Below are 13176 nucleotides of genomic sequence, written 5' to 3'. Positions count from 1 at the left end.
GCATTGAGCACCGATTTCAGCACCTGCGGCGCCAGCGCTCCCAGCGCTACAAACAGGTTCGGCACACCGCCTGCAACCTTCTTGACCTCGGCATACACTTCTGCGATTGCGCCGGTGGCCAACTCAGCAGCGGGAACGTTAATACGGCTCATGGTGATACTCCTTTTCAGGTAAATTAGGAGTCTGCACTTTACGCCGCCAACGTGATCTTGATCAGTCTCTCGAGGATCAATAAAGTGCCCATTCGTATCACTCAAGATCTTTTGCCTCTTCCCTCGACACAGCAGGGGCGTCTACTATCGCGCGAGCCCGAATTAACTTCGGCACCGAAAACATGTCAAGTATGACGCACTCGCGTTGACAGGTATTCGTGCGCGATAGTAACTAACGCGGCAACTTTGCGTGGACGGGCACGGCCTCGCCGAAACGAGCCGCGCGAACCGTCACTGCGTTTTCAACCGGTCCTGACTGTAGCCGCATAACGCGCCAATGGTGCCGCGAACCGCACATGAGACGGTTTTCCCCTTAGCAACGGCGCGCACGACCGCAGGTGTTGCTTAATCGTACGCCACCGGACTGGAAGAACTCCCCATGCCTTGCAGGAATGGAAGTTATTCTCTAACGCGGCCTACCGTTTAAGACGTTCTTCACTCACGGTTATCGGTCGGCGAACGAGAAATAGAACGCCTGACGAGACCCGCGCACGCGGCTGCCATTTCCTCGCATCACTTGCGCCATGCCCGTACCGCCACTTGTACCTGCTTGTGATTGGTAGGGTGAAATCTCATTCCGAATCGACATAACAGCTATTCCTTACGCAAACCTACCCCCGGGTTACGCCTATGAATAGCATCAATTCGCGTTGATCGCGTTTTCAAACCCGTTTTCCCGGCGAAAGACGTACTGCCGTGTGCGAGGGGCGATCCGGCTAAGGACTCGCTTCATGCATTACCCATACGCCACTCAACTCGGCCAGCAAAGTGTCGCCTCAGTTCTTTCATCGACTCCAGATGAGGCAGCGAACAGTTGTATGCGCACCCAATACACGTCGTCGGGATTCGAAATAGCGCCGTGGCGAAGAAAAGACTCCCGTTACAGCGCGATCACCGGTCGACGAAGGAAACGAGGTCCCGCATTCAAGGCGAGGTTCGATCATTCATAAACTTCATGCAAAAGCCGACCAAAATGCGTTTGATGTCGCTCTGAGTCCCGCGCAGACTTCGGATACAGGCAGTGCGGAACCAGTTCGGAGCGCTGGATTCCTCGGTGTAGTGCCAGCACTCCGTGGGGCCGACCCGACCTACGGACCACTCAAAGAATACACATGCGTTTCGTGAAAAACATCGTCGGTGGTACCTGAAAACAAAGCTCAGGTAGCCGAAGAGAGCGCGACAAGTCGTTGTATTACGAAACATGTATGACACGGCCGACGATGGGTTTTGACCTCCGTCGGCAAGGAGACTTGAAATGCAAAGAGAGATATCTGCCGACTTCCCGTTTGATCTCAAGACAACCCGCGTGCACGACGCAGATATGGCGTACGTCGATGTCGGCAAAGGCAATCCGATCGTTTTCCTGCATGGCAACCCCACATCGTCCTATACGTGGCGAAATGTCATTCCACACGTCCAGCACCTCGGACGATGCCTTGCCCCCGATTTGATCGGAATGGGTTCTTCAAGTCCGTCCCCGACGTATTCCTACAAATTTTCTGACCATGCGAACTACCTCGATGCGTGGTTCGACCAGCTCAACCTGCGCGAGAACGTGATCCTCGTCGTCCAGGACTGGGGGGCAGCGCTTGGCTTTGACCGTGCAGTCCGTTTTCCAGACTCGGTATCCGGCATCGTCTACATGGAGGCAATGGTTCGCCCGCGGCTGTGGACCGACATGGCTCCAGAGCGCCAGAAGATGTTCAAGCGGCTGCGCGGCGAAGAAGGAGAAAGGATGTGCCTCCACGATAACTTCTTCATAGAGAAGATGTTGTTCGAATACGGCGTAATTCGCCAGCTTACCGCCGCGGAAAAGGACGTCTACTTGAAGCCATTCCGCGAACCTGGCGTCTCGCGTCTACCGACCCTTGTGTGGCCGCGCCAAATCCCGTTTGACGGGGATCCGCCCGACATGTATGCGCGCGTCAAACGATACAGCGATTGGCTGACGCAAAGCGTTCATTTGCCCAAGCTCTTCATCAACGCAGAAGAAGGACACGGAACGGCCGGTGCGGCGCGTGAGTTTTGCCGCGCGTGGCCCAATCAACGCGAGATCTCTCTGCGCGCAAAACACTATTTGCCCGAAGACTGCCCGCATCAAATTGGAGAAGCGACTGCCCAATTCGTGACGGCAGTTCGTAGTGGGACGTGGACCGCTCCTACCGCATCGTAACGTCGAATCCAATGCAAAACGGCTCATCATGTCGACAATAGAATCCGCGCAACCGAATTTGACTCGTGGCGATGAATCGCCTGTCGGGGCGAATGGGGTACGAGACCCATGGACCGAGCTCCGTCTCGAACTGGTCGGCACTCTCGGCACGTCAGTGCACTTCGGTGCGGGTCACCTGGCTGTGTATGCGGCCGATGCTTCCAATTACCGGCAGGTGCCGCTGGCGGTAGTTATCCCACGGTCGATCGACGAACTGATCAAAGGAATCGAGGTATGCCGACACCACGATGCACCTGTTCTGATGCGGGGCGCCGGTACTTCGATGAGCGGGCAAACTGTAAATACGGCGGTCGTATTCGACGTATCCGCCCACTGTTCCAGCATTCTCGATGTTGACCTAGTCTCACGCACCGCGCTTCTTGAACCGGGCGTGATATGCGATCAGCTCCGCGATGCAGCCGAACTGCACGGGCTTACTTTTGCGCCGGACCCATCGACCCATAGCCGATGCACGCTAGGTGGAATGATCGCGAACAATTCCTGTGGTCCACATTCCGTGATGGCGGGAAAGACGCTTGAGAACGTTGAAGAACTCGAGGTTCTGACCTACGACGGCGCCCGGTTCTGGGTCGGTCCGACGAGTGAGGAGGAACTCGAGCGCATCATCGCCGAGGGCGGACGAAAGGGAGAAATCTACGCAGGCCTGCGGGCGCTTCGCGACAGGTATGCCGATCTTATCCGCAGCCGGTTTCCGAATATCAAGCGTCGCGTCTCGGGCTATAACCTGGACCAGTTGCTACCCGAAAACGGATTCAACGTCGCCCGCGCACTTGTAGGAACCGAGGGCACCTGTGCGCTGACGCTTCGCGCCCGTGTTCGCCTGGTTCATAGCCCCGCGCATCGCGTGGTCCTCGCCCTGGGATTTCCCGACATATATGCCGCCGCCGACGCGGTCCCCGACTTTCTGCAGTGCTCCCCGCTTGCGATCGAGGGCCTCGACCGCCAAATCATTCGAGGACTCGAAGCGCGAAAACTGGCAGCCGCCGAGATTGCGATGCTGCCGGAGGGTGATGCGTGGGTGCTCATCGAATTCGGTGGCGACAATCCCGAAGAAGCGGTTGCCAATGCGGAGCGAGCCGCCGCGAAGATCCTAAATCGCAACAGCGGACCCGTTCCCACCGTCAAACTTCTCGCAAGCCGCGAGGACCAAAAACGGATCTGGTCCATTCGCGAGAACGGCGCCTCCAGTACGCAATTGTCGATTACTCCCGGAGAGCCGGATCCCAAAGTTGGCTGGGAAGATGCAGCGGTCGACCCGCTTCGGCTCGGGGATTACCTGCGCGCCTTCCAGGCGTTGGTAGATCGTTACGGCTACAGGACCTCGCTGTTCGGCCATTTCGGCGATGGGTGCGTCCACGCCCGTATCACCTTTGACTTGCGCGACGCAAAAGGGGTACTTGGCTATCGGCAGTTCGCAAGGGAAGCCGCCGGGCTCGTCGTCGATTACGGCGGATCGTTGTCGGGCGAACACGGCGATGGTCAGGCCAAGGGCGAATTGCTGCCAATCATGTTCGGCAACGAACTGATGGAAGCGATGCGCACCTTCAAGAAGATCTGGGATCCCCAAGGTCGTATGAACCCCGGAAAAGTCGTGGACGCACGCGGTCTTGACGAAGACCTGCGCATGGGTCCGGCTTACAAGGTCGTGAACTTCGCCACCAAGCTTCAGTTTAGGAGCGCGGAAGGAAACGGCTTCCAGCGTGCGGTGGAGCGCTGCGTTGGAATGGGGCGTTGTCGCACCGAGAAGGGAAACACGATGTGCCCCAGCTATCGGGCGACGCGCGACGAGCGCTTCTCGACTCGAGGTCGAGCGCGAGTTCTATGGGAGATGTTGCAGGGAGACCTGATCGAGGACGGCTGGCAAAGCGAATCCGTTAAGGAAGCGTTGGACACTTGCCTCGCCTGCAAAGGTTGCCGAAGTGACTGTCCGACCCACACGGACATGGCCTCTTACAAAGCCGAATTTCTCTCTCACTACTACGAAGGCCGCAGACGTCCCCGCCAGGCGTTATCTATGGGTCGTATTGGAGACTGGGCGCCCCTCGCCGGTCGCTTGCCGGGTCTCGCGAACGCACTGACACAAACACCGGTGATTTCGTCCATTGCAAAGCGAATCGCCGGTGTTGCTTCGGGAAGAAAGCTGCCCCGATTTGCCCCGAAAACGCATAGCAGCATTCACAAACGCCGCGCCACAAATCCCTCTCGATCACTAAAGAAGGTGGTTCTTTGGGTGGACACCTTTTGTGAACACTTTCATCCCGAAATCGCTGACGCCGCGGTAGACATACTCGAGATCGCCGGCTTCGACGCACACTTACCATCGCGTCGCCTATGCTGCGGCCGTCCGCTCTATGACTTTGGTTACCTCGACGCGGCCCGCGACCGTTTGCAGACGATTCTCGACACGTTGTCTCCCATGTTTGACGGAGACAATGCCGCCGTCGCTCTCGTCGGACTGGAACCCGGATGCATGTCCGTGTTCAAGGACGAGCTGCTGAAAATGTTCCCCGATGATCCACGGGCAAAAATCCTCTCCGACAACGCTTTCCTGCTTGGCGATTTTCTCAACGTGAGCGGGTACCAACCGCCCGAGCTTCACGCCGAAGTGATCGTCCATGCGCACTGCCACCAGAAGTCCCTGTTCGGTGTGACGGGCGAAAAAGCCATTCTCGCGGCGATGGGCGTAAAGGCGACGTGGCTCGACAGCGGGTGTTGTGGCATGGCCGGTTCATTTGGCTTTGATCCGAAGCATGAAGAGATCTCTACGAACGTGGGCGAACTGGTTCTGTTGCCTGCTGTGAGGGAGGCGCCGATGCAGGCATTCATCCTGACAAACGGCTTCAGCTGCCGGGAGCAAATCCAGCAAAAAACCGGACGCAAAGTCGTGCATTTCGCCGAGCTTCTGAAGATCGCGCACGCGCTCGCCGAGGCCCCCTTGGGTGAGGGCAATGCCGTGAGTTCGGTAGCCTCAACGATAAGCGCATAGAACTGCGCCTGCAAACATACATACCGTTTATTCAAGGAGTGCACTGTGACAACCTCTCTAACTCCCGACACTCCCCAGCCTATCCGGGGCGTACTTGCGCCCGTCGTGACTCCATTCGGATACGACCTGGAAGTGGACACCCGGGCATTCGTCGATCACTGCCGGTGGCTGGTGGATGCCGGCGTAGGTCTCGCCGTGTTTGGAACAAATTCGGAGGCAGCATCGCTTTCGCTTTCCGAACGTATGTCGTTGCTCGACACATTGATCGACGCCGGGCTGCCGGCCAGAAGGATGATGCCCGGCACGGGCACGTCTTCGCTGAAGGAGACGATCGAGCTAACTCGTCATGCCGTCAGCATGGGGGCGGCCGGTGTTCTCATGCTGCCACCGTACTATTTCAAGAATCCATCGGAGAACGGTCTCTTCGACTATTTTTCCCGGATCATCGACTCGGTTTCGGACTCGCGCTTGAGGATTTATCTCTACCACATCCCGCAATTCACCCAGGTTCCCATCACCCTGCCTCTCATCGAACGCCTGATCAAGCGCTACCCCGACGTTGTTTGTGGCGCAAAGGATTCCTCAGGAGACTGGGCAAACACCGAGGCGATGATTCGCAGCTTCGGGGCTGAAGGATTCGACGTTTTCCCCGCGAGCGAAGCGCTCCTGGCTCGAGCGGTAGAACTCGGCGGTGCCGGATGTATCAGCGCAACGGCAAATATGAATCCGCACGGCCTTGCCGATCTGTACAGCGCGCTGGTTTTAGGTAAGCCGACAAATACATTGACTGCCGCATTGGCAATTCGAGAAATCTTCACCTCGGTGCCAATGATTCCGGCGATGAAATACGTTATCTCGAAGGTCACCCACGCGGACGCATGGTCGATCGTTCGCCCGCCGCTGACGTCCCTCGTGGACGAGGTCGGCCTGGACCTGATGAAGCGGCTAAGCGACGTCCGATTTGTCATGCATGGCCTAGGCCTAAACCCGTAGCAACCAACCCCGCCCACCTGCGTGGGACAGGGACCACAGATCACCATTGCCGCCTCGTGATAACAGGAAACCTGCGTTGCGCCCTATAAACATAGGCGGGCGCGACGACAAGAAAGACGAAGGCATCTGGATCTGCACCAGGATTCGAAGAGGAGACACGCATGAACAGTTTAGAAAGCTATGCCGTGCAGGCCGCCGCAGTGGGTCCGGCCAGAAAGTTATCGAATACCTCCCTCGTATTCGTCATGATTCTGCTCGGCGTCTCGTACATGTTTAACGCGATGGACCGTCAGGTGTTCCCCGCGTTACTCGGCGGAATTCGGGCAACCTACGGACTAACCTTGGCTCAGTCAGGATTCGCCAGCACCGTTTTTACGATCAACGTCGCCGTTTTCGGGGCCATCTGCGGATGGTTTCTCGCACGCTTCAAGCGCCGTTCGATTCTCGTCGGCGGTCTGATTGGCTACTCGCTCTTTACACTTGTTACACCCTTAGCCGAGGGTTTCGTCAGTCTGTCGGTATATCGTGCTCTCACGGGGGTCGGGGAGGCGCTGCAGATTGCAACGATCTTTAGCTGCGTAGGCAGTTATTTCGGTCGGAGCCGCGGTGCGGCAATGGGGGTCATGCAGGCGTTTTTCGGCTTTGGGGCGCTTATAGGTCCGATCGCCGGCACACGTCTCGGTGCATGGTTCGGATCGTGGCAGATGCCGTTGTACATCTTTGGCGTCGCTGGGATTCTTATCGCCATCGCGGTCTTCATCCTCATTCCTTCCGGTTTTATCGAGGCCGTAGAGCCGGGCAGCGACGCCACCGGCACAATTCACGGAAAGCCCGAAGAAATTCCCCGACTGCTCAGTCGAAATGTCATCCTTGGTTCAATCTCATTTGCGCTAGTCGGCCTCGCCTTCTTTTCATATTCCAGTCTGTACGCAACATTCCTTCACGAGACTTTGCATTTTTCGCCGATCGCGGCGGGCTCGGCGTTGGGGATGTACGGACTTGGCGCAATGGGCGCGGTAGTTGGAGGTTGGGCCGGCGATCGTCTCGGGAAAATGGGCGTCTTTGCTGGTCTTGCCATCCTTGCAGCAGTGAGTTTCACGCTCTTCAATGGTGCGTCGCGCCCGCTTACGCACGCCGCTCTTTCCTTTGTTTTCGGACTAATGGTCAGCGGCTTTTTCTATGCCCGCTTCGTTTCCATCATTCAGCGCAGCGCTCACCCCTCACAAATTGGATACGCAGTATCGGCGGCGATGGCTGGATTCTATATAAGCGGACCGTTCGCAGGATTTCTGTTCGGGAAGCTCGCGGAAATGTGGGGGTGGTCCGTTGCCGCCAACGTGATGGTGTTCGCGCCACCGTGTGTTGCCATTGTGCTCATGAGCTTCTTTGATTTCTCCCGCCTTCGATGAGTGTTGAGAAATCGTAGTTGTTAGTGTACCCCCCGCAGTCACTTCCCTTCGATCGGAAACTCCGAAAAAAGGCCGTAGAACGTCTCTATTGAATCCGCTTTGTTGTGAGGTAAAGCAATGAATCAACATCACACTCCGTCGTCCCGGCGACGCGCGCTGGTCATCGGCGCCTCCTTGGCCGGACTCTCTGCGACCGCGTTGCTGCGCAAGGCCGGCTGGTCTGTCGAGGTTTTCGAACGTTCCGATGTGGAACTGTTCGGGCGCGGGGCGGGCATCACCGTCCAACCTGAGCTTCACGAGGCGCTCGTAGAAAGCGGCGTGGACGTTAGCCGCCTCGGTGTTGAGATCACCGACCGCATCGCTATCGATCAGAAGGACCGCGTTATCGACCGGGTGATCTATCCTCAGATCGTGACATCCTGGGACAAGCTCCATCATTTGATGCGGACGATGATCCCGAGCGAGAATCACCATCTCGGTTGCAACTTGCAATCCGTCGAGCAATCGTCATTTGGCGTAACGGCCTATTTTGCAAACGGGCGCGTAGAGAGAGCTGATCTGCTCATCGCGGCGGACGGTTATCGCTCGACGGTGCGCGAAATATACATGCCGGAGATCCAACCGATATACGCCGGCTACGTAATCTGGCGCGGCGTTGCGGACGAGAACGCCATGCCGAAGTCTGCGAAAGACACAATCTTCGACAAGTTCGCGTTCTTTTTGCCGCCGAACAACAAGATCATCGGATACCCCATTCCGGGTCAGGACCACGCACTCGAGCCCGGTCATCGGCGATACAACTGGGTCTGGTACCGCCCGGTCGACAAGGAAGCGCTCGAGACGATGCTCGTGGACGAAAGTGGTGCTTACCATCCGGTCTCGATCTCGCCGGCGAAAGTTCGCCAGGATCTTATCGACGAGATCAAGCGGGCGGCCAAAGCCCAGCTTCCCCCGTCATTTAGTGACACCCTGGCGGCCATTGCTCGCCCCTTCTTCACACCCATTTACGACCATATGTCGCCGAAGATGGTGTTTGGCCGTGTCGTCCTGATAGGCGACGCCGCCTCTGTTGGCCGGCCCCACATTGGCATGGGCGTTGCCAAAGGCGCATCCGACGCTCAAGCACTCGCTGCTGTTTTGCGCGACGCTTCTGTGCCGATCGAACAGTCATTGGCAAAGTTCGAAAAGGACCGCCTCGAAGTCGGCCTTAAGGCGGTCGAACGTGGCCGTATGCTCGGTGAGTATCTGCTGTTGCCACATCACTCCGATAGCGCGCCGCACGACGCGCATTGGAAGGAATTCCACAGTGTCAACGGCATTCTTAAGAATACGGCATCGTCCGAGTTCCTTAAGACGCACTGATTGTAGGCTGCACATAGATCCCGGCGACGCCGGACATGCAACGCAACTAGAGAGATTGAGATGCCCACTTCCGACCTTCCAGTCCCTGAATTTTCGAGGAACATGCGCATCATTGGCCACTCGGACCAGGGCGGCCGCCCCGACGGAGTACAGCTCATGGTTCATCACGGCTATGCATACGTGGGTCACATGTTTTCAAAGGGATTCAGCGTCATCGATGTACGGGATCCGAAGAATCCGAAGCCGGTGAACTATATACCGGCATCGCCCGACACCTGGAATATTCACCTGCAGACACATGACGATCTGCTGCTTGTGATTAACGCCAAAGACATGTTCGCCGCGACCGAATTTCAGGACGAGCGCGCGTACTATAGCGGTGCGCTAGGTCAGAAGGTCGGCACCGCCAGTAAACCCAGCACCGGACGTCATTGGCGGGCAGGACTAGCTGTTTACGACATTTCAAAGGGCGACTCTCCCCGAGAGATCGGCTTTATGCCCGTGGAGGGCGGTGGAATCCACCGAGTGTGGTACACCGGGGGCCGCTGGGCCTACGCATCGGCTCTGCTCGATGGATATACGGACTATATTTTCATCACCATCGACATGTCCGATCCCCGGAAGCCGATGGAAGCCGGCAGATTCTGGTTGCCTGGCATGCATGTCGCCGGCGGAGAGGTACCTTTGTGGGACGGTTCCAGACGAAATGGCCTGCACCACCCCATCGTTCACGGTGATACAGCATATTGTGCTTGGCGTGATGCCGGGATGGTCATCCTGGACGTGGCGGATCGATCAGCGCCGAAATTGACCAGTCATAGAAAGTGGTCACCGCCATTCGGCGGCGGCACGCACAATTGCTTGCCACTTCCGGATCGTGATCTGTTGGTCGTACTAGACGAAGCGGTTCTCGACCATCAAGAAGACGGTGAGAAGTTTATCTGGATGTTCGATGTCCGCGATAAGCGCAATCCGGTAAGCATCTCGACATTTCCGTCGCCTGCGGAGTCCGAATACAAAGCGAAGGCTGGACATTTCGGGCCACATAACCTGCACGAAAATCGTCCGGGTTCGTTGGTCAGCTCCGACATTATCTTCGCAACGTATCAGAACGCTGGAATACGCGCGTTTGATGTACGCGATCCCTACCGACCCGTCGAGGTCGCAGCGTGGGTGCCGCCGGAGCCGAAGCGATTGATGGACCAGCGTCCAGACCGTCCGCGGGTCATCCAGTCTGCTGATGTATTCGTGGACTCGGAAGGCATTGTCTACTCGACCGACTACAACGGCGGCCTCTACATCCTGGAGGTGGATCCGTGGCAATAAAGGCGGCGATTGTGGGGCTCGGTTGGTGGGGAAGGCATCTAATGCACCAAATGGCGGGGTCCGATGCGCTCCAATTCGCCACTGCGGTTGGTAGTCGAGACGCCCATCGGGAAGTGGCCGATGCCTATGGCGTGCCATTCACCACAGACTTCGAGAGCATGTTAAACGACAGCACCATTCAGATGGTGGTGCTGACTACGCCACATGCCCTGCATGCGGAACAGGTCATGAAAGCTGCCGCCCGGGGAAAGCACATTTTCTGCGAAAAGCCGCTGTCGCTCACCGTTGACGACGCGATTAAGTGTGCTACCGCATGTGAGAAGGCAGGTGTTCGACTCGGACTCGGGCACGAGCGTCGCTTTGAGACCGCAATGGTAAATATGCGCGGGCTCATCGAACGCGGCGAGTTGGGGACCGTTCTACACGCCGAGGGCAGTTTCAGCCATGACAAGCTGGCGAATGTGCCAACCGAAAGCTGGCGATTTACGGACACGCATCTCGCTCCCCTGCCGATGACCGCCACGGGTGTTCACCTGACAGATCTCATGCTCGATATGCTCGGTGACGTTTCCGAGGTGTACGCTGTTTCACCTCGCCGCGAAGCCGCCAAGGTTAGCAAGACTCTCTCGCTGCATCTGCGTTTCTCCAGCGGAGCAACAGGTTACGTCAGCTCCGTGCTCGAGACTCCGCTTTACATGCGATTCGCTGTCTTCGGAACCGCTGGTTGGGCCGAGATCCGAAACTTGGCCCATCCGGATGCCGGAGGGTCAAGCATCACGACCATTCGCATGACGAACGGAGCCGAGACAACAATCGTGCATGGCTGGAACGATTCCGTGAAGGCAAATCTGGAAGGCTTCTGCCGCGCCGTTGTCAACGGCGAACCCTACCAAATTTCTGTCGACCAGATGATTCGGAACGTCGCCATCACCGCGGCCGCCTCCAAATCACTACGGAGCGCTCGGCCCATTCAGGTGTAGTTCGAGAAAACGACAATCGATATGTTGTCAAACTAAAGATAAATCCATTTGGAGACTAGTTGATGAACATGCCAGGTTCTTCCCGGTATGCTGCAATTGCATTGGCATTCGCCACCCTCTCTCCCGTCGCGGCAAACGCGCAGTCGTCGGTTCAGGTATATGGGATAGTGGACGCTGTAGTCGGCAGTTTTAAAGCTAGTGGTGATTCGGCCGCAACGGTCGGCCTGCTGAACGGGGGGCAAACAACCTCGTTCTATGGGATACGAGGAACTGAAGATCTCGGCGGTGGCTACAAGGCCGATTTCGAAATAGAGGGGTACTTTCTCGTCAATACGGGGCAGGCCGGCCGCTTTACCGGCGATACGACGTATTCCAGAAACGCCTATGTTGATCTCGCCGGCCCCTATGGAACGCTCCGTTTTGGGCGCATGGTGACCACGTTGTTCTATATCACCGCGAGGACGAACCCGATACCTAGTTCCTATAGATTCAGTCCGCTCCAAACCCAGACCTGGATCGCCGCCTACGGCCGTAATGTTCTGGGTGACACGGGTTGGGACAGCGCTATCCTCTACGAATCCCCATCAATCCACGGCGTAAAGTTTTCTGTAATGGAAACTGCTCCTGGCACTGGCGCACATAATCAGTCGGCGGCCTTGGTATATGACCGCGGACCGCTCTACCTAGCGGGTCTCGTGCAACGAGTGAAATACGGACTCGGTTTTACTCCGGGTATTAATCATCAGGACACCTATTTTCTAGGAGGCGCCTACAATTTTCAATATGTTCACTTGTACGCGTCATACGCTCACAACGCTGAGTCTAAAAACGGCGCGATCGACAATACCTACCAGGGAGGCGTGGCGGTACCATTCGGCAACCTCGCATTGCAGATGGCCTATTCGAGGACGAATACGACCGTAGGAGGTGGCGCACCGGACCACTCCCGCGATACAGCAGGTGTGACGTTTGACTACCACTTGTCCAAACGAACGGATTTATACGCGAGCTATCTTTTCGACAAGCTGAGCAACGCCGGAACCGCGAACAGCTTCGGTGTCGGGATCAGACAGGTATTTTAGGAAGTTCTAATTTCGCTTTGAGATAGCGCTATGAAAATGAAATGTATTCTCACCCTCCCCGAGGTTGATGGAATTTTGATCGCCGCGCGGAATGAGGCGGCCAAAAACAATTGGCCAGTCACGATAGCTGTGGTTGATGATGGTGGACATCTGCTTGGACTCTCCCGACTGGACGGTGCATCACCCGCTAGCGCGTCCATTGCGACCGAAAAGGCGCGCACATCAGCGATTGGGCGCCGGGAGTCCAAGGCGTTTGAAGACATGATCAATGGTGGTCGATTTGCTTTCCTGAGTACTCCGCTGCTAGCTACTCTGGAAGGCGGATTGCCTATTATGTTCGATGGTCAGTGCGTCGGAGCGGTTGGCGTTTCAGGGGTTAAATCTGATCAGGACGCGCAAATCGCTGCGGCAGGCGTCTCAACCGCGTTGAGACGATCACCAACCGACAGTTAATCTGAAATCGCGTATCAGCATGACGTGATGGTGCACTTCGAAGCAGCAAGCGACGTGCACCCATACACGACGAGTAGCCATCCACGCAGGTCCAGCCGAGACCTTGCGTGGTCAATGAGGTGCCTATATCGATGGATGAC

The 13176-nt window shown here is 56.9% G+C and carries 9 protein-coding genes; all 9 read left to right on the top strand.

The features are described from left to right. Positions 1–1467: 1467 nt before the first annotated feature. Positions 1468–2385, top strand: a complete 918-nt coding sequence (locus P3T21_RS32695; RefSeq protein WP_429260075.1) for a haloalkane dehalogenase — start codon at positions 1468–1470, stop codon at positions 2383–2385. A 28-nt stretch (positions 2386–2413) separates the two neighbouring features. Beyond that, on the top strand, positions 2414–5431 hold the full coding sequence (locus P3T21_RS32690) for an FAD-binding and (Fe-S)-binding domain-containing protein (protein ID WP_429260074.1): 3018 nt from the start codon (positions 2414–2416) through the stop codon (positions 5429–5431). Positions 5432–5476: 45 nt separating this feature from the next. Then, positions 5477–6424 carry a dihydrodipicolinate synthase family protein gene (locus tag P3T21_RS32685; RefSeq protein ID WP_429260073.1) on the top strand — a complete coding sequence of 316 codons (948 nt, stop codon included), beginning with the start codon at positions 5477–5479 and terminating at the stop codon, positions 6422–6424. Between the two features lie 161 nt (positions 6425–6585). Beyond that, a complete protein-coding gene (locus P3T21_RS32680) occupies positions 6586–7833 on the top strand; it encodes an MFS transporter (RefSeq protein ID WP_429260072.1) in 1248 nt (415 codons plus the stop codon). 117 nt (positions 7834–7950) lie between these two features. Beyond that, complete coding sequence (locus P3T21_RS32675; protein ID WP_429260071.1) at positions 7951–9195, top strand: FAD binding domain-containing protein; 1245 nt, start codon at positions 7951–7953, stop codon at positions 9193–9195. Between the two features lie 156 nt (positions 9196–9351). After that, complete coding sequence (locus P3T21_RS32670) at positions 9352–10521, top strand: LVIVD repeat-containing protein (protein ID WP_429260070.1); 1170 nt, start codon at positions 9352–9354, stop codon at positions 10519–10521. After that, positions 10512–11501 (top strand): Gfo/Idh/MocA family protein, encoded by a 990-nt coding sequence (locus tag P3T21_RS32665; protein WP_429260069.1) that lies wholly within the window; start codon positions 10512–10514, stop codon positions 11499–11501. Before P3T21_RS32670 ends, P3T21_RS32665 begins: the two co-directional genes overlap by 10 nt. 62 nt (positions 11502–11563) lie before the next feature. After that, a complete protein-coding gene (locus tag P3T21_RS32660) occupies positions 11564–12583 on the top strand; it encodes a porin (protein WP_429260068.1) in 1020 nt (339 codons plus the stop codon). Between the two features lie 30 nt (positions 12584–12613). Further along, positions 12614–13036, top strand: a complete 423-nt coding sequence (locus P3T21_RS32655; RefSeq protein WP_429260067.1) for a GlcG/HbpS family heme-binding protein — start codon at positions 12614–12616, stop codon at positions 13034–13036. Positions 13037–13176: the final 140 nt, after the last annotated feature.

The sequence above is a fragment of the Paraburkholderia sp. GAS334 genome (assembly GCF_050436625.1).
Taxonomy (GTDB): Bacteria; Pseudomonadota; Gammaproteobacteria; order Burkholderiales; family Burkholderiaceae; genus Paraburkholderia.
The sequence above is the reverse complement of the archived record's forward strand: the minus strand, read 5'-3'. Positions and strand labels throughout refer to the sequence as shown.

Coding starts and splice junctions, on each gene's coding strand:
- P3T21_RS32675 (WP_429260071.1), top strand. CDS start 7,951: ATGAATCAACATCACACTCCGTCGTCCCGGCGACGCGCGCTGGTCATC.
- P3T21_RS32680 (WP_429260072.1), top strand. CDS start 6,586: ATGAACAGTTTAGAAAGCTATGCCGTGCAGGCCGCCGCAGTGGGTCCG.
- P3T21_RS32690 (WP_429260074.1), top strand. CDS start 2,414: ATGTCGACAATAGAATCCGCGCAACCGAATTTGACTCGTGGCGATGAA.
- P3T21_RS32660 (WP_429260068.1), top strand. CDS start 11,564: ATGAACATGCCAGGTTCTTCCCGGTATGCTGCAATTGCATTGGCATTC.
- P3T21_RS32655 (WP_429260067.1), top strand. CDS start 12,614: ATGAAAATGAAATGTATTCTCACCCTCCCCGAGGTTGATGGAATTTTG.
- P3T21_RS32670 (WP_429260070.1), top strand. CDS start 9,352: ATGGTTCATCACGGCTATGCATACGTGGGTCACATGTTTTCAAAGGGA.
- P3T21_RS32695 (WP_429260075.1), top strand. CDS start 1,468: ATGCAAAGAGAGATATCTGCCGACTTCCCGTTTGATCTCAAGACAACC.